We start from the raw sequence: 20,935 nt of genomic DNA on the forward strand, positions 1-20,935 counted from the left end.
TGTCCTTTACTGCAGGGCGACCAGCACCAGCACGCCGATCGCGCCGATCAGGCTGAGCCAGCCGCTGCCGGCGGTGATGCCGGCGAAGAAATTGAGGTTCCTGTCGTTCGCGGCGCGGTGCTGCCAGCGCATCAGCCACCAGCTGTAGCCCCAGCCGCCGTCCTCGGTGCCCGGCGCGAACGGGATCTGCTTGTCGAGCTGGTGCCGGAACGCCAGCACGCGGAAGCCGAAGTGCGCCGGCGCGGCCGAACCGGCCAGGCCCAGGAACAGGAACAGCAGCAGCGAACCGGCGCCCGTGCCCATCGGTCAGAACGTCGCCAGGCCCGGTGCGCGCGGGTAGGGGATGGCGTCGCGGATGTTGGCCAGGCCGCAGGTGTAGACCACCAGCCGCTCGAAGCCGAGGCCGAAGCCGGCGTGCGGCACCGTGCCGTAGCGGCGGAAATCGCGGTACCAGCCGTAGTGTTCGCCGTCGAGGCCGAACTGCGCCATGCGCGCGTCCAGCACGTCCAGGCGCTCCTCGCGCTGGCTGCCGCCGATGATCTCGCCGATGCCCGGGGCCAGCACGTCCATCGCGGCCACGGTCTTGCCGTCGTCGTTCAGGCGCATGTAGAAGGCCTTGATCTGCTCGGGGTAGTTCATCACCACCACCGGGCGGCCGACGTGCACTTCGGTGAGCCAGCGCTCGTGCTCGGTCTGCAGGTCCAGGCCCCATTCGACCGGGAAGTCGAACTTGTGGCCGGACTTTTGCAGCAGCGACACCGCGTCGGTGTAATCAATGCGCTCGAAGGGCGAATCCACCATCGCCTCGAGGCGCGAGACCGCGGTCTTCTCGACGCGCTCGGCGATGAAGGCCAGGTCGTCGCCGCGCTCGGCCAGCACGGCCTTGAACAGGTACTTCAGGAAGGCTTCGGCCAGGTCGGCGTCGGCCTTGAGGTCGGCGAAGGCGATCTCGGGCTCGATCATCCAGAACTCGGCCAGGTGGCGCGTGGTGTGCGAGTTCTCGGCGCGGAAGGTCGGGCCGAAGGTGTAGACCTTGCTGAGCGCGAGGCAATAGGCCTCCACGTTGAGCTGGCCGGACACGGTGAGGAAGGTCTCCTTGCCGAAGAAGTCCTTCGAGAAATCGACCTCGCCCTTGGCGGTGCGGGGCAGGTTGGCCATGTCCAGCGTGGAGACGCGGAACATCTGGCCCGCGCCCTCGGCGTCGGACGTGGTGATGATCGGCGTGCTGATCCAGTAGAAGCCCTGCTCGTGGAAGAAGCGGTGCACGGCCTGGGCCAGGCAGTGGCGGATGCGGGTGACCGCGCCGAACAGGTTGGTGCGCGGGCGCAGGTGCGCCACTTCGCGCAGGAACTCGAGCGAATGCGGCTTGGGCTGGATCGGGTAGGTCTCCGGGTCCTCGACCCAGCCGACGACCTCGATGCCGGTGGCCTCGAGCTCGAAGGCCTGGCCCTGGCCCTGCGAGGGCTTGAGCACGCCGTGCGCGATCACCGCGCAGCCGGCCGAAAGGCGCTTGACCTCGGACTCGTAGTTGCCCAGCGCGGCCGGCGCCACGACCTGGATCGGGTCGAAGCAGGAGCCGTCGCTGACGTTGACGAAGCTGAGGCCGGCCTTGGAATCGCGCCGGGTGCGCACCCAGCCGCGGACCGTGACTTCGCTGCCCGGGGCGTGCTGCCCGGAGAGCGCCTGCTGGACGCTGACCACTGCCATGCTCTTGAATCCCTGCCCGGACGGGCCAATTTGCGGAAGACGGCAAGGATACCCGCAGGCGTCGGTTCACGCAGCGCCGGTATACTGCCCCCGTCCCATTCCTGTTCGCCGCGAGATCTTCCCATGGCCGTCACCCTGACCCCCGCCGCCGCCGCCCGCGTCCGCAGCTACCTGGCCGAAACGCCGGGCGGCATCGGCCTGCGCTTCGGCGTCCGCAAGTCCGGCTGCACCGGCTTTGCCTACGTGGTGGACATCGCCAAGGCGGCCGGCCCCGACGACAGCGTGTTCGAGACCGACGGCGTGGCCGTCCGGGTCGACGCCGCCAGCCTGCCCCAGGTGGACGGCACCGAGATCGACTTCGTCAGCCAGGGCCTCAACCAGCAGTTCGTGTTCCGCAACCCGCGGGTCTCCGCCGAATGCGGCTGCGGCGAATCCTTCAGCACGGACGCCGACCAGGCCGCCTGATCCGGCGCTTCTGTTCGAAACCGCACCGACCCGCCGGGCCCTGTCTGGCAGCGTGGCCTTGCCCGGAATCCGTGCGCATCCCGCGCCAGGTTCGCCGGGTATCGCCACCAGCCGAGGTCGCCATGAGTAGCCGGATCGGTCCACGCGCCAGCCGCAACGGATTCACCGCCGGCGGGGGCCCCGGCTTGTTCGAGGGACTGCGCGCGAGCCTCCGCGGCTGGGCCTGGCGCGCTGCGCCGGGCGGGTCCGATGCCAACGACGCGGCCGACCCCCGGGACGACGACCTCGCCGACCCGGCACTGCCGGCGGCGCCGGCCCCTGACCTGCACATCCTCCGTCGCGTGGCGGGCAGCGCCGGCCGTTGGAAGCGGCAGCTGGCCGAAGCCAAGCGGGTCTGGCCGCGGGCCTCGGTGGCCGACCTGGTGGAGACCGACGGGCACGTGCAGAAGCTCGCCGGGTTGCTGCAGGAGCGTTACCAGATGAGCCACGCGGAAGCCGAGGCCGAAGTGCTGAGCTTCTTCGCCGCGCGGACCCCGTGACCACCCTTTGCCGCGTGGACTGGGTGGAAACCCGGTCCGATCGCGAGGCCCGCCTGGCACGTGCCCAGTGCGGGACCCTTGTCCCCGAGGCCCCGGACCCCGCCACCCTGCCTGCGCCCGATCCCCCCGTGGCGGCGCGGCCGGTGGCGGCCCGGGCCCGCCCGGCCCCGGCCGGGAACCCGGGCTGGCCCGCGTCGGGCTGAGCGCCCCAAATTCCTTGTCCGACAGTAGCTTGCGCCTGCGCGTCGGGCTCGGGCATAATGCGCGGCTCCCCATCCCGGGGAGACCCTTGCTCCACGGCGGATGGCCTTCCATCCGAGGCCGGGGGCTGCCAGGCCGAATCACCGGCCGCATCCACAAGGAAACAACCCATGCGTCACTATGAAATCGTGTTCATGGTCCATCCGGACCAGAGCGAGCAGGTGCCGGCCATGATCGAGCGCTACAAGTCGCTCATCGAAGCCGACAACGGCAAGATCCACCGCCTCGAAGACTGGGGCCGCCGCCAGCTGGCCTACGCCATCGACAACCTCGTCAAGGCGCACTACGTGCTCCTGAACGTCGAGTGCGGCCAGAAGGTGCTCACCGAGCTCGTCGACGGCTTCCGCTTCAACGACGCCGTGCTGCGCCACATGGTCATCGCCCGCGAAGAGGCCATCACCGAGCAGTCCCTGATCATGAAGACCAAGGACGAGAAGGGCGAGCGCCGCCCGCGCCGTGACGATGACGAAAACAGCGTTGGCACCGCCAACGACGACGCCGCCTGAGCCGAGACCGGAGACCGAACATGAGCAAGTTTTTCCGCCGCCGCAAGTTCTGCAAGTTCACGGCCGATGGCGTCAAGGAGATCGACTACAAGGATCTCAACACCCTGCGCCAGTACCTGACCGAGAACGGCAAGATCGTGCCGAGCCGCATCACCGGCACCAAGGCCAAGTACCAGCGCCAGCTGCAGGCCGCGATCAAGCGCGCCCGCGAGCTCGCCCTGATCCCGTACACCGACAACCACCAGAACTGAGCCGCCGGCCCGTCCGCGGGCCCGCGCCGCAGTCTCCCGTCCCAACGGACAGCCAACAGTTGCGGGGCCGCGCGCCCCGCTAACGTGACGGAGCAACAAGCATGAAACTGATCCTCCTGCAGAAAGTCGTGAACCTCGGCGGCCTGGGCGACCTGGTCGACGTCAAGCCGGGTTACGGCCGCAACTACCTGGTGCCGCAGGGCAAGGCCGTGCCGGCCACCCAGGCCAACATCGCCTCGTTCGAAGCCAAGCGCGCCGAGTACGAAGCCAAGGCCAACCAGGTCCTCGCCGACGCCGAAGCCCGCAAGGCCAAGCTCGAGGGCACCACGGTCACCATCGCCGCGAACGCGTCCACCGAAGGCAAGCTCTTCGGCTCGGTCGGCCCGCGCGACGTCGCCGAGGCCTTCACCGCCGCCGGCCACAAGCTCGACAAGAGCGAAGTGGTCATGTCGGAAGGCGCGCTGCGCCGCACCGGCGAGTTCGACATCGAAGTGCGCCTGCACGCCGACGTCCACACCACGGTCAAGGTCGTCATCGAAGCGGAAGCCTGATCTTCGCGCTCCAAGCGGTCCCCGAAGGGCGCCTCACGGCGCCCTTCGTCTTTTCCGGCCTGGCGCCGGGCCTCAAGGCCTCCCGTCGACGGGGCCGGCCGCCGGCCGGGCAAGCGGCGCTTGCCATCGCCCGGAGCGATTACGTTCAATGGCCGGAGGGGAAACCAGGAGGGGACATGCTCACGATCATCATGGCGGTGGCGCTCGCCGGCTCGCCCGGGCCGGCGAAAGCGGAGATTGACGGCCTTTGCCGGGCGGGAAGCAGCGAAGCGGCCGCACCGGTGGGTCCGGCCGTCAGTGGCGTGTGGGCCAGCGAGACCGGGGAAACGCCGGCCACGATCCCCGGCGGCACGCGGATTTCCGTCGGCGAGTTCGAGTGCCTTTCGCAGGCCTATGGCGATCGACTGCTGGTGCTCTCGGCGATGGAGCTCGGAGAGTCCGTGGGCCTGCCGCGCTCGGTCACGATCATCGGCGGCGGTGTCGCGGCGTTCGAGGAGTACGACGCCAGCCGGGTCGAGCGCGTAAAGAGCCAGCTTGACTACCTCACGTCCGGGGACCTTGACCGTCCCCTCGTCGCCTATTGCCATCACCTCGGGTGCTTCCAGTCCTTCAACCTGCTGCAGCGAGCGGCGAAGGCCGGCTATCGGAACCTGCACTGGCTGCGTGGCGGGCTGAAGGAATGGCGGGATGCCGGCAAGCCGGAAGGGCTGATCGGCATGAGCTTCGATGGGCTGGGCAGCGACACCGTTTCGGTCGTCAGCTGCGCTGCCTGGTCGCAGGTGCTGGCCGCCGCCGGGTTGCTGGATGAGGCTGGCTACGACACGTTCATCGCGCCACACGTCGAGCGCATATCACAGCAGCACTCGCCGCAGCTGCTCGGCGCGGTATTCGACGTGATGACCGACGCCATTTCGAGCAAGGCGGAAGACCTCGATCCCTTCGGGTTGTCCGCCGAGGAGCTCGCCCAGGTCCGCGCCGAGAACTATGCGCCCCTGGACGAAATCTGCCTGGAATTGCCGGGCAGCGCAGGCCTGTACCCCTAGCCCGTTGGCGATCGGCGGGCGTGCGTGGCCGGGGCTTGCATTGCAAGCCCGCGGCTGGCTTCAATGGCGGGGGCTTGGACAGGGGGCAACATGAAGAAGCTGTTGGGGCTGGCCGCGCTGCTGGCGGGGCTGCCGATGCTGGGCGCCGCGCAAGAGCCGCCTGATTTCACCCGCCTCACCGAAGGCGAGATGCAGCTGCTGAACGAAGTGTCGGGCCAGGCGATCCCGCGCCGGGGCATCGTGCAGCGCATGTTGCGCGATTGCCGGGATCCTTCCATCGAACCCCTGCATTACCAGTTCGAGGCCTCGGCCAGTGACGATGAGGTCTACCGGGAATATCACGAGAAGTTCGGCGGGGAGCTGTCGCGCGGGCAGTTCGACGCACTTTACGGGCCCACCGTGCAATTGCCGCCCGACTGCAGCGTCGCCAACATCAAGGCGGCCATCGATTACGTCGCCGATCCCAATGGCCCGTTCGACACGATGGATTCACTCCTGAACCGCACGCGCTGGCGCCCGGCGGGCGTGATCCCGCCGACCGTCGACCTCGCGGTGAAGAGCCTGCAGTCGACGCCCGGGGACAACTTCTCGGCGGACATCACCACGCTGGATTCCACGGTGACGCTCACCTACGAGCGGCAGTCCGGCTGCTTCAGCGTGTTCCGGGTGAAAGAGGTCTGGGGCACCCGTCGCTCAAGCATCGCCGAGGTGAAGGGGAGCGAGTTCACGGTGGACTGGCGCCAGGTGAGTGCCGTGGGCTCGAACTACTCGCCCAAGGCCGCCACGGTCCTGGTGTCTGCGGTCGACCAACAGCCGTTCGCTTCCTTCTATGCGGACTACACCTACAGCCTGCTCGGCGCCTTCGAGCGCCTGCGCCAGGCCTGCAAGGCCGGCTGAGGGCTTCGGTCGCGCCCGGCTCAGGGGTCGAGGCTTTCGTAGTCCAGCAGGGTCTGCGCTTCGTCGAGGTACAGCCTGGCGAAACTGCCTGCGTCGAACTCCGCCATGTCGATGCGTCGCTCGTTCCCGGGCGGTTGCCCGACCTGGCAGGGAATGGCCAGTTCCACGCGTCCGCGCGGGCTGAGCCCGGCGCCGCGGACGACCGAAGTGACGCGCCCTTCGACCAGGCAGCTTCCGCGCACGCCCCGCGGGATCCCGACATGGTCCACGGCAAGGACCAGCACGGCGGCGGCGCGCGCCCTCAGCGCGGTCGCATCGGCCGGATCCCAGGTTTCGGGGCTGCGGATGGCGTAGGTGCCGGCGGGCGGCGCGTCGCCGCGTTGGGCCCTGGCCATGCACGCATCCAGCGCGGCGGCGTCCGCGCGGCGCGGGCGGGGGGCGAGCACGAGTTGGTCGCTTCCCGCGGCACCCAGGCAGTCCACCACCACCCCTTCGGCGGGGGACTGCGCTTCCTGCACGTGCAGCAGGACGGGCCGGGGTGGCGGGAGCCGGGCCAGCCAGGACTGCACGCAGGCCGCGGATTCGCCCGCGTTGTCCCGCCAGGCCGTGACGCAGCTGGCATACGCCATGGCGGTTTCGCCAGAGGCTGGCCGGAGGCCCGTCCGGGCCAGGCGACGCAGCGATGGCTCGAGCCGGGCCTGCCCGGCCGGATCGGCCACGAGGCTGTACTCGCGATGGCTGGCCTCGATGCCGGCCGCGTTGGCCGGCGATGGCGACAGCGCCAACCAAAGGGCGGTTGCCACGGCGGTCCAGCCAAGACCTGACGATCGCAATGCCATGTTCGCGTTCCCCGTGACGTCTCGATGTGGGTGGGTGAGGGCCGGCATCCTTGGGCCGATGCCGGCGCTGTCCTGGGACGCCGCGAGGGCGCCGCCGCGACGCTAGCCGGCCGGCGCGCGCTGGCGGTGCAGGCCGCTGAGGCGCCAGAACATCAGGCCGCCGATGCCGCCCAGCACGAACAGCAGGACCGCCAGCGTGATCATGCCGGACAGGCTGGCCTCCGGGTCCGCGCCGCTGCCCCAGCCGACCAAGCCCAGGAGCAGGAGGGGCAGGGAGGCGATGGCGCCTGCGCAGAGGACCACTGGCCAGAACCGGATCGTGCGGCCGCGGCTGAGCAGCCAGTAGGCCGGACCGCCGAGGCCGACCGCCGAGGGCAGGGCGAATCCGATGGCGATCAGCGAGTACAGCACCAGGCCGGTACCCAGGCCCGCCAGGCCCTGGCCATCCTGGATCAACTTCAGCGCGGTGAAGACCGCGCCCACCAGCACGCCGCCGAGGATGCCCGACAAGGCGAGCGCGCCCAGCACGCGGAGCAGCGAGGGCCGCGGCCCGGGATCACGCACGCTGCCTTCCGTTGCCATCGAATCGCTCCCCGCATCCCGTGGTCTCGAGTGTCCAAGGCTTCCTGAAGCGGAGGAGTCTGTCCAGCCCCGTCCAACCGTCGCAGGATCTGAGATGGCGGGCGGCGAGGATGTGCACGGGTTATGCACAGACTTATCCGTGTCACCGCGCAGGGAGGCTCGCTAGGATGACCGACCCGATGTTCCGCCTCCCGCTGATGCCGGTGGGCGCCTTCCTGAAGGCCGATATGCCCGCACGCTCCGAATCCTTCCGCACCGACGCCAAGATCGACGCCCTCCGGGTGCCGCCCCAGTCCGTCGAGGCCGAACAGGCCGTCATCGGCGGCCTGATGCTGGCGCCCGAGTCGCTCGACCGCGTCGGCGACTTCCTGACCGAGCAGGACTTTTACCGCCGCGACCACCGGCTGATCTACCGCGCCATCCGCGAGCTGAGCGAGAAGAACCGGCCCTTCGACGCCGTCACCCTCGGTGAATGGTTCGAGTCCAACAGCCTGTCCGAGCAGATCGGCGGCACCGGCTACCTGATCGAGCTGGCGTCGAGCACGCCGTCGGCGGCCAACATCCGCGCCTACGCCGAGATCGTGCGCGAGAAGGCCGTGCTGCGGCAGCTGATCGAGGCCGGCACCGAGATCGTCAACGACGGCTTCCAGCCCGAGGGTCGCGACAGCCAGGAAGTGCTGTCGGCGGCCGAGATGAAGGTCTTCAAGATCGCCGAGCAGGGCCGCCGCGGCCGCGCCGACTTCGTCACCCTGCGCGAGGCGATGAAGGACGCGTTCCAGATCCTGCAGGAGCGCTACGAGAACCAGGGCGACGTCACCGGCCTGCCCACCGGCTTCCACGACCTCGACGAGATGACGGCCGGCCTGCAGCCTTCCGACCTGATCATCCTGGCGGCGCGTCCGGCCATGGGAAAAACGACGCTGGCGCTCAACATCGCCGAGTACGGTGCGCTCAAGACCAAGAAGGCCGTGGCGGTGTTCTCGATGGAAATGTCGGCCTCGCAGCTGGCGTTCCGCCTGATTTCCTCGATCGGCCGCGTCAACGCCACCCGCCTGCGCACCGGCCAGCTCGAGGACGAGGACTGGTCGCGCGTGAACATGGCGATCAAGATGCTGTCGGAAGTAAAGGTGATGATCGACGACACGCCGGCGCTGTCGCCCGACGTGCTGCGCTCGAAGGCGCGCCGCATCAAGCGCGAGCACGACCTGGGCCTGATCGTGGTCGACTACCTGCAGCTGATGCAGGTGCCGGGCTCGGCCGAGAACCGCACCAACGAGATCTCGGAGATCTCGCGCTCGCTCAAGGCGCTGGCGATGGAGCTCAAGGTGCCGGTGATCGCGCTGTCGCAGCTCAACCGCGGCCTGGAATCGCGCACCGACAAGCGCCCGGTGATGTCCGACCTGCGCGAATCCGGCGCCATCGAGCAGGACGCGGACATCATCATGTTCATCTACCGCGACGACTACTACAACAAGGATTCCAACGACAAAGGCCTGGCCGAGGTCATCATCGCCAAGCAGCGTAACGGCCCGACCGGCGCGGTGAAGCTGAAGTTCTTCGGCGAGTACACCCGCTTCGACAACCTGGCCCGGGACAGCGTCGGCAGCTTCGAGTGACCCGTCGCGTCCGCCCCCTGTGGGAGGGACTTCAGTCCCGATGCTTTACCGGCGAAAGGCATCGGGACTGAAGTCCCTCCCACAGGGGGTCGGGGGCTACAATCCGGCCATGACCGACACCGCCCGCCCGACCCGGATCCGCGTCGACCTGGACGCGCTCACGCATAACCTCCGGGTGCTGCGGGCCGCGGCCGGCGTTCCCGTGATGGGCGTGGTCAAGGCCAATGCCTACGGCCACGGCCTCGTGCCGGTGGCCCGGCACCTGCAGGCGCAGGGCATCGAACAGCTGGGCGTGGCCTTCCTGGAGGAGGGCGTGGCGCTGCGCCGCGCGGGCATCTCGCTGCCGATCCTGGTGATGGGCGGCATCTTCGGGCCGCAGGCGGCCGAGCTGATCCGCGAAGACCTCGAGATCACCGTGTCCTCGATCGACAAGCTGCGCCAGGTCGAAGCGGCGGCCGAGGCGGTGGGGCGCAAGGCCACCATCCACCTCAAGATCGACACCGGGATGGAGCGGATCGGCGTGCACAGTTACCACGCCGGGCCCTTCATCGAGGCCGCGGTCGCGTCGCGCTGGTGCCACATCAAGGGCGTGTACTCGCACCTGGCCTGTTCCGACGAGCCCGGGTCGCCGATGACGGCGCGCCAGCTCGAGCGTTTCCTCGAGGCCTGCGCCCACTTCGACCGGCTCGGCGCGCCGATGCCGATCCGCCACCTGGCCAACTCCGGCGGCGTGCTGAACTTCCCCGAGACCTGCCTGGACCTGGTGCGCCCGGGCATCGCGCTTTACGGCGTGCTGCCCGATCCGGAGTCGCGCACGCACCTGGAGCTGCGGCCGGCGCTGTCGCTGGTTTCGCAGGTGGTCTACTTCAAGGTGGTGCCGGCGGGGCAGCCGGTGAGCTATGGCGCCACCTGGGCGCCCAAGGTGGACACCCGGATGGTGACGATCCCGATTGGTTACGGCGACGGCTTCCCCCGCGCGTTGTCCTCGCGCGGCGAGGTGCTGGTCCGCGGCCAGCGCCTGCCGATCGCCGGGCGCATCTGCATGGACCAGTTCATGGCTGACCTCGGGCCGGGCGGCACCGGCTACAACGAGGACGAAGTGGTGCTGATCGGCCGCCAGGGCGACCAGGCCATCCGCTGCGAGGACGTGGCGCGGGCGGCGGGCACCATCCCCTACGAAATCCTGGTCGGCCTCAACACCCGCATCCCCCGCGAATACCTGGTGGGAGGGCTGTAGGAGGGCCTTCAGGCCCGAAGCCCTTCGGCCAGGGGCTTCGGGCCTGAAGGCCCTCCTACATTTCGTGCACGGGGGAGGGCACAGACTTTCGACATGACCCAATCCCCGCGCGACCTGGTCCTGGTCCTCGGCGACCAGCTCGACGCCGACTCGGCGGTGTTCGACGACTTCGACCCGGCCCGCGATGCGGTCTGGATGGCCGAGGTCGCGCACGAGGCCACCCAGGTCTGGAGTACCAAGCCGCGCATCGCGACCTTCCTGGCCGCGATGCGCCAGTTCCGCGATGCCCTTCGCGCACGCGGGCTGACCGTGCACTACCGCGCGCTCGACGAGCACACGCACCCGGACCTCGAATCCGCGCTGGCGGCCGATCTCGCCGCGCTAAAGCCCGCCAAGCTGCTGGCCGTGCGTCCGGGCGAATGGCGGCTGGCGCAGTCGCTGCCCAAGGTTTGCGAGGCCGCGGGCGTGCGCTGGATCGAACGCCCCGACCGGCACTTCTACTGCGACGACGACGACTTCGCCGACTGGGCCGGCAAGCGCAAGGAATACCGCCTCGAGTTCTTCTACCGCTGGCTGCGAAAGCGCGAGGGCGTGCTGATGCAGGACGGCGAGCCGGTCGGCGGGCAGTGGAACTTCGACCACGACAACCGCGGCCGCTTCGACAAGCGCGGGCCGGGGCGGCTGCCGGCGCCGCGGGCCTTCGCACCCGACGAGACCACGCGGGGCGTGCTGGCGCTGGTGAACGAGCGGTTCGCGGCGCACCCCGGGCGGCTCGACGACTTCGACTGGCCGCTGACGGCGGCGCAGGCGCGCGAGGCGCTGGACGACTTCATCGCGCACCGGCTGCCGCTGTTCGGCCGCTATCAGGATGCGATGTGGGAGGGCGAGCCCTGGCTGTACCACTCGCGGCTGTCGGCGGCGCTGAACCTCAAGCTGCTGGCGCCGCGCGCGGTGGTGGCGGCGGCGGAGCAGGCGTATCGCGAAGGCCACGCGCCGATCGAAGCGGTGGAGGGGTTCATAAGGCAGGTGATCGGCTGGCGCGAGTTCGTGCGCGGCGTTTACTGGCAGCGCATGCCGGGCTTCCTGGACGAGAACGCGCTGGACGCCGACGCGCCGCTGCCCGACTTCTACTGGACCGCCGACACCGACATGGCCTGCCTGCGCGACGCGCTGCGGCAGACGCTCGACCTCGGCTACGCCCACCACATCCAGCGCCTGATGGTGACCGGCCTGTTTGCGCTTTTGCTGGGCGTGCGTCCTCGCGCGGTGCATGAATGGTACCTGGCGGTCTACGTGGACGCGGTGGAGTGGGTCGAGCTGCCGAACGTGCTGGGCATGAGCCAGTACGCCGACAACGGCCGCATGACCAGCAAGCCCTACGCGGCCTCCGGCGCCTATATCCAGAAGATGTCGAACCATTGCGCCGGCTGCCGCTTCAAGCCCGGCGAGGCCACCGGCGCCAAGGCCTGTCCGTTCACCACGCTGTACTGGGATTTCCTGGCCCGGCACGAGGCGAAGTTCGCCCGCCACCCGCGCACGGCGCTGCAGTGGAAGAACCTCGCGCGCAAGCCGGCCGCCGAGCTGGCCGCGATCCGCACCCAGGCCGACGCGCTGAGGCGGGCGCTGGTCCCGGATTCACGGTCGAAACACGGGGTGGACGGGTAGGGTGCGCGGGCTTTCCTCCTGACGGGAATCCCATGAAGACCTGCCTGATCACCGGCGCCTCCGGCGGCGTCGCCACGGCCCTGGCCGCCCGGCTGCGCGCCGCCGGCTGGCGTCTGGCGCTGGCCTCGCGCCGCGCCGACGAACTCACGTTGGGCGAAGGCGATGTCGCCATCTCCGCCGACGTCGCCACCGAGGACGGCGCCGAAGCCGCCGTCGCCCGCGCCACCGAGGCCTTCGGCCAGGTGCCCGACGCGGTGGCGCACTGCGCCGGCGCCATCCTGATCGCGCCCATCGGCCGCACCACCGAAGCGCAATACCGCGCCTGCCTGGCCGCCAATCTCGACAGCGCCTTCTTCATCGCGAAGGCTTACGCGCCGCGCGTGCAGAAATCGCCGGCGCCCGGCGCGCTGCTGTTCTTCAGCTCGGTCGCCGCCGGCATCGGCGTCGCCAACCACGCGGCGATCGCGATGGCCAAGGGCGGCGTCGAGGCGCTGGTGCGCTCACTGGCCGCCGATTTCTCCGGCGCCGGCCTGCGGGCGAATGCGATCGCGCCGGGCCTGATGCGCACGCCCGCCACCGAACGCATGCTGACGAACGAGGCGGCGGCCAAGGCCATCGCCGGGCAATACCCGCTCGGCCGCCACGGCGAAGCCGACGAGGCGGCGGCGCTCGGCGCCTTCCTGCTGTCGGACGATGCCGGCTGGATCAGCGGCCAGGTGATCGGCCTCGACGGCGGGTTCCAGGCGGTGCGACCCTACGTCAAGACCCCCTGAGACGCCGCCTTGGCCAACGCCCTGATCTGGTTCCGCCGCGACCTGCGCCTGGACGACAACCCGGCGTTGCAGGCCGCGTTGCGCGCGGGGCAGGCGCCGGTCTGCGTGTACATCCACGCGCCGGAGGAAGAGGCGCCGTGGGCGCCGGGCGCGGCCACGCGGGCCTGGCTGCACCGCTCGCTGCTGGCCCTGGACGCCGACCTGCGCGCGCGCGGCTCGCGGCTGGTGATCCGCCGGGGCGACAGCCCGGCTGAGCTCGAGAAGCTGATCGCCGAGACCCAGGCCGAGGCCCTGCACTGGAACCGCCTGTACGAGCCGGCGTCCATCGCCCGCGACACCCGCATCAAGCAGGGCCTGAAATCGCGCGGGCTCACGGTGGAAAGCCACAATGCCGCGCTGCTGGTCGAGCCCTGGACGGTGCAGACCGGCAGCGGCGATCCCTACCGCGTGTTCACGCCCTTCTGGAAGAACGCGCGCCAGCGACTGGACCCGCAGGCGCCGCCCGCGGCGCCCGCGCGCCTGCCCGAGCCGCCGGCGCGACTGGCCGGCCTCGACGTCGCCGACCTGAAGCTGGAGCCGCAGCGGCCGGAGCCCCGCTGGGACACGGGCTTCTGGATGGAGTGGCAGCCGGGCGAGGCCGGCGCGGCCGAGATGCTCGAGGTATTCCTCGACGGCGCGGCCACCGGCTACAAGGAGCAGCGCAACTTCCCGGACCGCGTCGCCACTTCGAAGCTTTCGCCGCACCTGCACTTCGGTGAGATCTCGCCGCGGCGCATCGTCGCCGCGGTGCTGGCGCGGCGCTGGCCGGCGGCGGTGCAGCCCGACATCGACCATTTCCTCAGCGAGCTGGGCTGGCGGGAATTCAGCCACCACCTGTTGTTCCACTTCCCGCATACCGCCAACGAGAACCTCAACGCCAAGTTCGAGGGCTTCCGTTGGGCGACGCCCGACGCCGGGCACCTGCGCGCGTGGCAGCGCGGCCGCACCGGCGTGCCGATCGTCGACGCGGGCATGCGCGAGCTCTGGCACACGGGCTGGATGCACAACCGCGTGCGGATGGTGGTCGCGAGCTTCCTGACCAAGAACCTGCGCTACCACTGGAAGCACGGCGCCGACTGGTTCTGGGACACGCTGGTGGACGCCGACCTGGCCAACAACACCCAGGGCTGGCAGTGGACGGCCGGCACCGGCGCCGACGCCGCGCCTTACTTCCGCATCTTCAGCATGGTTTCCCAGGCCGAAAAGTTCGACCCGGCCGGCAAGTACATCCGGCGCTGGGTGCCGGAACTGGCCAAGCTGCCGGATTCGGCGCTGGCCGCGCCTTGGGAGCAGCCGGCCTTGCTGCGGCACTTGGCCCCGGCGTACCCGGCCCGGCCGATCGTGGACCTCAAGGCCAGCCGGGAGGCCGCGCTGGCGGCCTACTCCGGCGCGAAGACCCCGCCGCCCGCCGAGCGTTGACGCCCGCGCGCCGCAGGCGGCATCCTGACCCCTCACCGGGGAGGGGACATGGCCGAGGCGCGCACCAGGATCCGCAAGTCGCCGATGTCGCGGGTGGACACCGCCTGGCTGCGCATGGAGCGGCCCACCAACCTGATGATGATCACCGGCGTGATGATGTTCGAGACGCCGCTCGACATCCGCACGCTGCGCAAGGTCATCGAAACCAAGTTCCTGGCCTACCCGCGCTTCCGGCAGAAGGCGGTGGACACGCCCACCGGCGCGTTCTGGCAGGACGACGCCGACTTCGACCTCGACTGGCACGTGCGCCTGACCGCGCTGCCGGGCAAGGGCGGCAAGCGCGAGCTCGAGCGCCTGACCAGCCAGATGGCGTCCACGCCGCTCGACAAGACCAAGCCGCTCTGGCAGTTCCACCTGGTCGAGAAGTTCGGCGGCGGCTCCGCGCTGATCTCGCGCATCCACCACTGCTACGCCGACGGCATCGCGCTGGTGCAGGTGCTGCTGTCGCTGACCGAGATGGGCGAGAACCCCAAGCGAAAGGCCGCGCTGGCCAAGCGCTGGCTCAAGAAGGAAGAGCACGCCCCGGTGGCGCAGCGCGTCGGCGCCATCGACCGCTACATGCAGCTGGGCGGCAAGATGCTCGAGAAGGGCATGGACATCTACCGCGACCCGACCCTGGCCGCGGTGCTGGCCACCGAGGGCGTGGACATCGCCAAGGAAGTCGGCCTGGCGCTGTCGCTGTCGGACGACCCCGAGACCGTGCTCAAGGGCCGGCTGGGCGTGAGCAAGCGCGTGGCCTGGGCCGAGCGGCTGCCGCTGGAGGAAGTGAAGTCGGTCAGCCGCGCGCTGCGCTGCACCGTCAACGACATCCTGCTGGCCTCGGCCACCGGTGCGCTGCGCAGCTACATGCTCGAGCGCGGCGAGCAGCTCGACGGCATCACCATCCGCGCCACCGTGCCGGTGAACCTGCGGCCGCTGGAGCATGCCAAGCAGTTGGGCAACCACTTCGGCCTCGTGTTCCTGGAACTGCCGGTGGGCGAGGCCAACCCGATGCGCCGGCTCGAGCGCATCGCCGCCTGCATGAGAGTGCTGCGCAAGTCGCGCCAGGCCGTGGCCACCTTCGGCGCGCTGGCGGCGGTGGGCATGGCGCCGCCGGCGGTGCAGGCCTTTGCACTGGAGATGTTCAGCCGCAAGGCCTCGGCCGTCGCCACCAACGTGCCGGGCCCGCAGATGCCGCTTTACTTCGGCGGCAGCAAGATCACCGACCTGATGTTCTGGGTGCCGCAGACTGGCTCGATTGGCCTGGGCATTTCCATCCTCAGCTACAACGGCGCCGTGCACTTCGGCCTGATCGCCGACGCCAAGCTGATGCCGGACCCGGATTCTGTGATCCGCCGCTTCCGCCCCGAATTCGAGAAGCTGCTGTACCTGGCGCTGATGGCGAAGTGGGAAGGCGAGTTCTGCGCCGAGGCCGCCGACGCGCTGATGGTGGAGCTGACCTGAGCGGCCCCGCGCGCCGGCCGCCTTCGCGCCCGGTTCGCACGCACGGGGGCAAGCTGCAGGCCCCGATGGAGTCCTGACATGGCCGACCCCAGCTGCGACCTCCCCGGCACCGGACTTCGGGTGCCGCCCGCGAAAGTCCCCGATCCCGCCGTCGACGTGCCCACGCCCGCGGACCGCGGCGAGGCCATCCTCGCCGGCGGCTGTTTCTGGTGCACCGAGGCGGTCTACCGCCAGCTGGCCGGCGTCACGGACGTAGTGCCGGGATACGCCGGCGGCGACGCCGACACCGCCAACTACAAGGCCGTGTGCAGCGGCGAGACCCGGCACGCCGAGGCCATCCGCATCCTGTACGACCCGATGCAGCTCAGCTACGGCCAGCTGCTCAAGGTCTTCTTCGCGGTCGCGCACGACCCGACCCAGAAGGACCGCCAGGGCAACGACGTCGGCCCGCAGTACCGCTCGGCGCTGTTCCCGCTCGACGCCGGGCAGGAGCAGGTGGCGCGCGCCTACCTGGCCCAGCTCGACGCCTCCGGCGTGTTCGCCGCCCGCCTGGCCACCCGCATCGAGCCGCTCGAAGCCTTCTTCGTGGCCGAGGCCTACCACCACGACTATGCGGCGAAGAACCCCGGGCAGCCCTACATCCGGTTCGTGTCGCTGCCCAAGGTGGCCAAGCTGGTGCAGTCCTTCCCCGACAAGCTGCGCTGAGTCAGCGGCGCTGCCCGCGGCGGTCCTGCACCACGTCGTCGACGTTGTCGAAGCTGCCAAGGTGCAGCGCGCCGTCGGCAGTCAGTTCGTAAACCTCGCAGGGCTTGCCGGCCGGGCAGACGCGGGCGTGGGCGATGTCCGGGGTCACCGGCGCGGTGCGCTTGCCGGCGCGGTTGGGCGAGAGGTCCTCGAAGTTGCGATAGAAGGTGTTGAGCAGTCGGCAGCCCTTGTCATCGCAGCGCCAGGTGGCGCAGACCTCTTCGTTGCAGGTGATGATGTAGCAGCCCCGGGTGCAGTCGTGGCTGGCGTCGGCGCGCGCCGGGGCGGGGGCAAGCGCCGCGGCCGCGACGACGAGGCCGGTGAACAGCAGTCCTAGTCCAAACTTCATGGCAGTCTCCTGGTCCGTGGGTGCCCGTGCGGAGCGCGCGGGCTGGACTCAGGCTAGGCGGGCGGGTGCGCGCTGTAGTCAGCGCATCGCCGCGGCGGCGGGTAGGAGTTCCGCCAGCCCTCACTTCATCGTTGGCATCGTGAACTCGGCCTGCGCGCGCACGCCGGTGGGCCAGCGCGCCGTGACCGTCTTGAGCCGCGTGTAAAAGCGGATGCCGTCGGGCCCGTGCACGTGCAGCGGCCCGAACAGCGAACGCTTCCAGCCGCCGAAACTGTGGAAGGCCATCGGCACCGGGATCGGCACGTTGATGCCGACCATGCCCGCCTGCACGCGGTGCGCGAACTGCCGCGCCGCCTCGCCGTCGCGGGTGAACACCGCGGTGCCGTTGCCGTATTCATGCGCGTTGACCAGGGCCAGCGCCGCCTCGAAGTCCGGCACGCGGACCACGCACAGCACCGGCCCGAAGATTTCCTCGCGGTAGATGCGCATGTCCGGCGTGACGCGGTCGAACAGGCAGCCGCCGAGGAAGAAGCCCGCCTCGGCGCCCGCGACCTGCAGGCCGCGGCCGTCCACCACCAGCGTTGCGCCCTCGGCCACGCCGGCGTCCACGTAGCCGCGCACCTTGTCGCGGTGCGCCCCGGTGACCAGCGGGCCCATGTCGGGATCGCCCCGGCCGCCCGGTCCCACGCGCAGCGCTTCGACCATCGGCTTGAGCTTGGCCACCAGCGCATCGGCGGTGGCGTCGCCGACGCAGACCGCCACCGAGATCGCCATGCAGCGCTCGCCGGCCGAGCCGTAGCCGGCGCCCAGCAGCGCATTCGCCGCGCCCTCGAGGTCGGCGTCGGGCAGCACCACCATGTGGTTCTTCGCGCCGCCCAGCGCCTGCACGCGCTTGCCGTTGGCGCAGCCGCGGGCATAGAGGTATTCGGCGATGGGCGTGGAGCCGACGAAGCTCACCGCCTGCACGCGCGGGTCGTCCAGCAGCGCGTCCACCGCGTCCTTGTCGCCGTGCACCACGTTGAAGACGCCATCGGGCAGCCCCGCCTCCTTCAGCAGCCGCGCCAGGATCATCGGCGTGCCCGGGTCGCGCTCGGAGGGCTTGAGCACGAAGGTGTTGCCGCAGGCCAGGGCCACCGGGAACATCCACATCGGCACCATGCACGGGAAATTGAACGGCGTGATGCCGGCCACCACGCCCAGCGGCGCGTATTCGGTGTACGAATCGACGTCGCGGCCGACGTTCATCGAGTGCTCGCCCTTGAGCAGGTGCGGAGCGCCGCAGGCGAACTCGACCACTTCGAGGCCACGCGTCAACTCACCGCGGGCGTCGGCCAGCACCTTGCCGTGCTCGGAGGTGATGCATGCCGCGATCTCGTCCGCTTGCCTCTCCAGCAGCTCCTTGAACTTGAACAGGATGCGCGCGCGGTTGAGCGGCGTGGTGGCGGCCCAGGCGGGGAAGGCGGCCTGGGCAGCGGACACCGCGGCGTCGACGTCTGCGGCAGACGCCAGCGCGACCTGCGCCTGCACTTGGCCGGTGGCGGGGTCGAAGACGTCGCCGAGGCGATCGCCGGTGCCGGGGGTGGGCTGGCCGTTGATGAAGTGATGAATGCGCTTCATGGTCCCCCCGGAGCTTTAGGTTGAATGTAGGAGGGCCTTCAGGCCCGAAGCTTCTCAGCGAAAAGCTTCGGGCCTGAAGGCCCTCCTACCGGTGGATCAGGCCTGCAGCGCCTTGGCGGCGGGCACGTAGTCGTAGCCCAGGTCCTTGGCGACCGCTTCGTACGTGATCTTGCCCGCATGCACGTTCAGGCCATTGAGCAGGTGCTCGTCGTCCAGCATCGCCGCCGCGCCCTTGTTTGCCAGCTTCACGGCGTAGGGCAGGGTGGCGTTGGTGAGCGCGAAGGTCGAGGTGCGGGCGACGCCGCCCGGCATGTTGGCGACGCAGTAGTGGATGATGCCGTCCACTTCGTAGGTCGGGTTCTGGTGGGTGGTGGCCTTCGAAGTCTCGAAGCAGCCGCCCTGGTCGATGGCGACGTCCACCAGCACCGAGCCCGGCTTCATCAGGCCCAGCTGCTTGCGCGACACCAGCTTGGGTGCGGCCGCGCCCGGGATCAGCACGGCGCCGATCACGAGGTCGGACTGCGGCAGCAGCTCCTCGATCGCGTCGAGGGTGGAGTAGAGCGTGGTGATCTTGTCGCCGTAGAGCTCGTCGAGGTACTTCAGGCGGTCGAGCGAGCGGTCGAGGATGGTGACGCGGGCGTTGAGGCCCATGGCCATGCGTGCGGCGTTGATGCCGACCACGCCGCCGCCGATCACCAGCACTTCGGCCGGCTTCACGCCCGGCACGCCGCCCAGCAGCACGCCGGAGCCGCCCTGGGCCTTCTCGAGCGCATGCGCGCCGGCCTGGATGGACATGCGGCCGGCTACTTCCGACATCGGCGCCAGCAGCGGCAGGCCGCCCTTGCGGTCGGTGACGGTTTCATAGGCGATGCAGGTGGCGCCCGACTTCACCAGGGCCTTGGTCTGGTCCGGGTCCGGCGCCAGGTGCAGGTAGGTGTAGAGCAGCTGGCCGGGGCGCAGCATCGCGCACTCCACCGGCTGCGGCTCCTTGACCTTGATGATCATGTCGGCGCGCTGGAAGATCTCCTCGGCGCTGTCGACGATCTTCGCGCCGGCCTTCTCGTACATCTCGTTGGTGAGGCCGATGGCCTTGCCGCCGTCGCGCTGCACGATGACCTGGTGGCCCTGGCTGGTCAGTTCGCGCGCGCCGGCCGGGGTGAGGCCGATGCGGTACTCGTGGTTCTTGATTTCCTTGGGGACGCCGATAAGCATGGAGCTGCCCTCCCGGGGCGGTCTGTTCTTGGGTTCTTCCGCCCGGTCAGGCGGTGGCGCGTATGGTAGCGGCCAAGCGGTCGAAAATCCGGTCGATGTGCTCTTTTTGCAGGATCAGGGGCGGGGACAGGGCCAGCACGTCGCCGGTGCAGCGCACCATCAGGTTCTGCTCGTGGAAGGCGCGCTGGAAGGCGTCGTAGCCGCGTGAACCCGGGGCGCCCTCGCGCGCGGCCAGCTCCACGGCCCCGATCAGGCCGTAGTTGCGGATGTCGACCACGTTCGGCAGCCCCTTCAGGGCGTGGATGGCGTCCTCCCAGTAGCCGCCCAGCTCGATCGCCTTCTCGAACAGGTTCTCTTCCTGGTAGGTGTCCAGGGTGGCCAGCGCGGCGGCGCAGGCCAGCGGGTGGCCGGAATAGGTGTAGCCGTGGAAGAGCTCGATCGCGCCCTCCGGCCCGTGCATGAAGGCGTCGTGGATCCTGCCGCTGGCGAACACCGCGCCCATCGGCACCGCGCCGTTGGTCAGGCCCTTGGCGGTGGTGATCATGTCCGGCGTGACGCCGAAGCGCTGGGCCGCGAAGGCCTTGCCGACGCGGCCGAAGCCGGTGATCACCTCGTCGAAGATCAGCAGGATGCCGTGCTTGTCGCAGATCTCGCGCAGGCGCTTGAGGTAGCCCTTGGGCGGGATGTACCAGCCGGCGGACCCGGCCACCGGCTCCACGATGACCGCGGCGACGTTGCTCGGGTCGTGCAGCGGCAGGATGCGGTTTTCCAGCTCCAGCAGGAAGTCTTCCTTCGACTCCGGCTCCTGGTTGTGGATGTAGGCGTTGGCCGGGTCGTGGATGAAGCGCATGTGGTCCACGCGCGGCAGCAGCGCCGTGCCGTAGGCCTTGCGGTTGGCGGGAATGCCGCCCACGCTCATGCCGCCGAAGCCGACGCCGTGGTAGCCGCGCTCGCGGCCGATGAACACGTTGCGGTGGCCCTCGCCGCGGGCGCGGTGGTAGGCCAGCGCCACCTTCAGCGAGGTGTCGGCGGCCTCCGAGCCGGAGTTGCAGAACAGCACCTTGTTGAGGTCGCCGGGCGCCATGGCGGCGATCGCCTCGGCCGCCTTGAAGGCCTGGTC

The 20,935-nt window shown here is 69.9% G+C and carries 22 protein-coding genes; 14 read left to right on the forward strand and 8 right to left on the reverse strand.

The features are described from left to right. Window positions 1-6: 6 nt before the first annotated feature. Together VFV21_RS03370 and asnS are read right to left on the reverse strand one after the other, a co-directional pair. On the reverse strand, window positions 7-303 hold the full coding sequence (locus VFV21_RS03370) for a hypothetical protein (protein WP_329668075.1): 297 nt from the start codon (window positions 301-303) through the stop codon (window positions 7-9). 3 nt (window positions 304-306) lie between these two features. After that, a complete protein-coding gene (gene asnS / locus VFV21_RS03375; RefSeq protein ID WP_329668076.1) occupies window positions 307-1,707 on the reverse strand; it encodes an asparagine--tRNA ligase in 1,401 nt (466 codons plus the stop codon). A gap of 123 nt (window positions 1,708-1,830) precedes the next feature. Between asnS and VFV21_RS03380 the strand changes: the two genes are divergently transcribed. The 7 genes from VFV21_RS03380 (at window position 1,831) to VFV21_RS03410 (ending at window position 6,220) form a co-directional block, all read left to right on the forward strand. Beyond that, window positions 1,831-2,172: an iron-sulfur cluster assembly accessory protein gene (locus tag VFV21_RS03380; RefSeq protein WP_329668077.1), complete on the forward strand. Its 342-nt coding sequence runs from the start codon at window positions 1,831-1,833 to the stop codon at window positions 2,170-2,172. A gap of 122 nt (window positions 2,173-2,294) precedes the next feature. Then, window positions 2,295-2,711, forward strand: a complete 417-nt coding sequence (locus tag VFV21_RS03385; protein ID WP_329668078.1) for a hypothetical protein — start codon at window positions 2,295-2,297, stop codon at window positions 2,709-2,711. 371 nt (window positions 2,712-3,082) lie between these two features. Further along, the gene (gene rpsF, locus VFV21_RS03390) at window positions 3,083-3,478 is read left to right on the forward strand and encodes a 30S ribosomal protein S6 (RefSeq protein ID WP_329668079.1); all 396 of its coding nucleotides are present in this window, start codon (window positions 3,083-3,085) and stop codon (window positions 3,476-3,478) included. A 20-nt stretch (window positions 3,479-3,498) separates the two neighbouring features. Beyond that, a complete protein-coding gene (gene rpsR / locus VFV21_RS03395; RefSeq protein WP_329668080.1) occupies window positions 3,499-3,729 on the forward strand; it encodes a 30S ribosomal protein S18 in 231 nt (76 codons plus the stop codon). 101 nt (window positions 3,730-3,830) lie between these two features. Then, window positions 3,831-4,280, forward strand: coding sequence for a 50S ribosomal protein L9 (rplI, locus tag VFV21_RS03400; RefSeq protein WP_329668081.1), 450 nt, complete (start codon window positions 3,831-3,833; stop codon window positions 4,278-4,280). A 176-nt stretch (window positions 4,281-4,456) separates the two neighbouring features. After that, a complete protein-coding gene (locus tag VFV21_RS03405; protein ID WP_329668082.1) occupies window positions 4,457-5,323 on the forward strand; it encodes a rhodanese-like domain-containing protein in 867 nt (288 codons plus the stop codon). 90 nt (window positions 5,324-5,413) lie between these two features. Continuing rightward, the gene (locus tag VFV21_RS03410; protein WP_329668083.1) at window positions 5,414-6,220 is read left to right on the forward strand and encodes a hypothetical protein; all 807 of its coding nucleotides are present in this window, start codon (window positions 5,414-5,416) and stop codon (window positions 6,218-6,220) included. Window positions 6,221-6,240: 20 nt separating this feature from the next. Here VFV21_RS03410 and VFV21_RS03415 read toward each other — a convergent pair whose 3' ends face one another. Both VFV21_RS03415 and VFV21_RS03420 read right to left on the reverse strand, forming a co-directional pair. After that, window positions 6,241-7,059: a hypothetical protein gene (locus VFV21_RS03415; RefSeq protein ID WP_329668084.1), complete on the reverse strand. Its 819-nt coding sequence runs from the start codon at window positions 7,057-7,059 to the stop codon at window positions 6,241-6,243. 102 nt (window positions 7,060-7,161) lie between these two features. Next, the gene (locus VFV21_RS03420; protein WP_329668085.1) at window positions 7,162-7,641 is read right to left on the reverse strand and encodes a hypothetical protein; all 480 of its coding nucleotides are present in this window, start codon (window positions 7,639-7,641) and stop codon (window positions 7,162-7,164) included. A gap of 227 nt (window positions 7,642-7,868) precedes the next feature. On the opposite strand from VFV21_RS03420, the gene VFV21_RS03425 reads away from it, so the two are divergent. The 7 genes from VFV21_RS03425 (at window position 7,869) to msrA (ending at window position 16,598) form a co-directional block, all read left to right on the forward strand. After that, on the forward strand, window positions 7,869-9,257 hold the full coding sequence (locus tag VFV21_RS03425) for a replicative DNA helicase (protein ID WP_329668098.1): 1,389 nt from the start codon (window positions 7,869-7,871) through the stop codon (window positions 9,255-9,257). Window positions 9,258-9,366: 109 nt separating this feature from the next. Then, window positions 9,367-10,494, forward strand: a complete 1,128-nt coding sequence (gene alr / locus VFV21_RS03430; protein WP_329668086.1) for an alanine racemase — start codon at window positions 9,367-9,369, stop codon at window positions 10,492-10,494. Between the two features lie 93 nt (window positions 10,495-10,587). Beyond that, window positions 10,588-12,159, forward strand: a complete 1,572-nt coding sequence (locus tag VFV21_RS03435) for a cryptochrome/photolyase family protein (protein ID WP_329668087.1) — start codon at window positions 10,588-10,590, stop codon at window positions 12,157-12,159. A gap of 32 nt (window positions 12,160-12,191) precedes the next feature. Continuing rightward, window positions 12,192-12,932 carry an SDR family NAD(P)-dependent oxidoreductase gene (locus VFV21_RS03440; protein WP_329668088.1) on the forward strand — a complete coding sequence of 247 codons (741 nt, stop codon included), beginning with the start codon at window positions 12,192-12,194 and terminating at the stop codon, window positions 12,930-12,932. Window positions 12,933-12,941: 9 nt separating this feature from the next. Further along, window positions 12,942-14,390, forward strand: a complete 1,449-nt coding sequence (locus VFV21_RS03445; RefSeq protein ID WP_329668089.1) for a deoxyribodipyrimidine photo-lyase — start codon at window positions 12,942-12,944, stop codon at window positions 14,388-14,390. 48 nt (window positions 14,391-14,438) lie between these two features. Continuing rightward, window positions 14,439-15,893 (forward strand): wax ester/triacylglycerol synthase family O-acyltransferase, encoded by a 1,455-nt coding sequence (locus tag VFV21_RS03450; protein ID WP_329668090.1) that lies wholly within the window; start codon window positions 14,439-14,441, stop codon window positions 15,891-15,893. Between the two features lie 78 nt (window positions 15,894-15,971). Beyond that, window positions 15,972-16,598 carry a peptide-methionine (S)-S-oxide reductase MsrA gene (gene msrA, locus VFV21_RS03455; RefSeq protein ID WP_329668091.1) on the forward strand — a complete coding sequence of 209 codons (627 nt, stop codon included), beginning with the start codon at window positions 15,972-15,974 and terminating at the stop codon, window positions 16,596-16,598. 1 nt (window position 16,599) lies between these two features. Here the strand turns inward: msrA and VFV21_RS03460 are convergent, their stop codons facing one another. The 4 genes from VFV21_RS03460 to VFV21_RS03475 form a co-directional block, all read right to left on the reverse strand. After that, window positions 16,600-16,986, reverse strand: a complete 387-nt coding sequence (locus VFV21_RS03460) for a hypothetical protein (RefSeq protein WP_329668092.1) — start codon at window positions 16,984-16,986, stop codon at window positions 16,600-16,602. Window positions 16,987-17,106: 120 nt separating this feature from the next. Further along, window positions 17,107-18,603, reverse strand: coding sequence for a CoA-acylating methylmalonate-semialdehyde dehydrogenase (locus tag VFV21_RS03465; protein ID WP_329668093.1), 1,497 nt, complete (start codon window positions 18,601-18,603; stop codon window positions 17,107-17,109). A gap of 96 nt (window positions 18,604-18,699) precedes the next feature. Beyond that, on the reverse strand, window positions 18,700-19,815 hold the full coding sequence (gene ald, locus VFV21_RS03470; protein WP_329668094.1) for an alanine dehydrogenase: 1,116 nt from the start codon (window positions 19,813-19,815) through the stop codon (window positions 18,700-18,702). A 46-nt stretch (window positions 19,816-19,861) separates the two neighbouring features. Further along, a partial coding sequence (locus tag VFV21_RS03475; protein ID WP_329668095.1) for an aminotransferase class III-fold pyridoxal phosphate-dependent enzyme occupies window positions 19,862-20,935 on the reverse strand: 1,074 nt, incomplete at its 5' end.

This window comes from Arenimonas sp. (genome assembly GCF_036275555.1).
Taxonomy (GTDB): Bacteria; Pseudomonadota; Gammaproteobacteria; order Xanthomonadales; family Xanthomonadaceae; genus Arenimonas.

What these genes read in the sequence shown, in the direction of transcription:
- VFV21_RS03435 (WP_329668087.1), top strand. Translation starts at nt 10,588, where the DNA reads ATGACCCAATCCCCGCGCGACCTGGTCCTGGTCCTCGGCGACCAGCTC.
- asnS (WP_329668076.1), bottom strand. Translation starts at nt 1,707, where the DNA reads ATGGCAGTGGTCAGCGTCCAGCAGGCGCTCTCCGGGCAGCACGCCCCG.
- msrA (WP_329668091.1), top strand. Translation starts at nt 15,972, where the DNA reads ATGGCCGACCCCAGCTGCGACCTCCCCGGCACCGGACTTCGGGTGCCG.
- VFV21_RS03465 (WP_329668093.1), bottom strand. Translation starts at nt 18,603, where the DNA reads ATGAAGCGCATTCATCACTTCATCAACGGCCAGCCCACCCCCGGCACC.
- VFV21_RS03420 (WP_329668085.1), bottom strand. Translation starts at nt 7,641, where the DNA reads ATGGCAACGGAAGGCAGCGTGCGTGATCCCGGGCCGCGGCCCTCGCTG.
- rpsF (WP_329668079.1), top strand. Translation starts at nt 3,083, where the DNA reads ATGCGTCACTATGAAATCGTGTTCATGGTCCATCCGGACCAGAGCGAG.
- VFV21_RS03370 (WP_329668075.1), bottom strand. Translation starts at nt 303, where the DNA reads ATGGGCACGGGCGCCGGTTCGCTGCTGCTGTTCCTGTTCCTGGGCCTG.
- rplI (WP_329668081.1), top strand. Translation starts at nt 3,831, where the DNA reads ATGAAACTGATCCTCCTGCAGAAAGTCGTGAACCTCGGCGGCCTGGGC.
- VFV21_RS03380 (WP_329668077.1), top strand. Translation starts at nt 1,831, where the DNA reads ATGGCCGTCACCCTGACCCCCGCCGCCGCCGCCCGCGTCCGCAGCTAC.
- VFV21_RS03410 (WP_329668083.1), top strand. Translation starts at nt 5,414, where the DNA reads ATGAAGAAGCTGTTGGGGCTGGCCGCGCTGCTGGCGGGGCTGCCGATG.
- VFV21_RS03460 (WP_329668092.1), bottom strand. Translation starts at nt 16,986, where the DNA reads ATGAAGTTTGGACTAGGACTGCTGTTCACCGGCCTCGTCGTCGCGGCC.
- ald (WP_329668094.1), bottom strand. Translation starts at nt 19,815, where the DNA reads ATGCTTATCGGCGTCCCCAAGGAAATCAAGAACCACGAGTACCGCATC.
- VFV21_RS03450 (WP_329668090.1), top strand. Translation starts at nt 14,439, where the DNA reads ATGGCCGAGGCGCGCACCAGGATCCGCAAGTCGCCGATGTCGCGGGTG.
- VFV21_RS03425 (WP_329668098.1), top strand. Translation starts at nt 7,869, where the DNA reads ATGCCCGCACGCTCCGAATCCTTCCGCACCGACGCCAAGATCGACGCC.
- VFV21_RS03405 (WP_329668082.1), top strand. Translation starts at nt 4,457, where the DNA reads ATGCTCACGATCATCATGGCGGTGGCGCTCGCCGGCTCGCCCGGGCCG.
- VFV21_RS03415 (WP_329668084.1), bottom strand. Translation starts at nt 7,059, where the DNA reads ATGGCATTGCGATCGTCAGGTCTTGGCTGGACCGCCGTGGCAACCGCC.
- VFV21_RS03385 (WP_329668078.1), top strand. Translation starts at nt 2,295, where the DNA reads ATGAGTAGCCGGATCGGTCCACGCGCCAGCCGCAACGGATTCACCGCC.
- rpsR (WP_329668080.1), top strand. Translation starts at nt 3,499, where the DNA reads ATGAGCAAGTTTTTCCGCCGCCGCAAGTTCTGCAAGTTCACGGCCGAT.
- alr (WP_329668086.1), top strand. Translation starts at nt 9,367, where the DNA reads ATGACCGACACCGCCCGCCCGACCCGGATCCGCGTCGACCTGGACGCG.
- VFV21_RS03440 (WP_329668088.1), top strand. Translation starts at nt 12,192, where the DNA reads ATGAAGACCTGCCTGATCACCGGCGCCTCCGGCGGCGTCGCCACGGCC.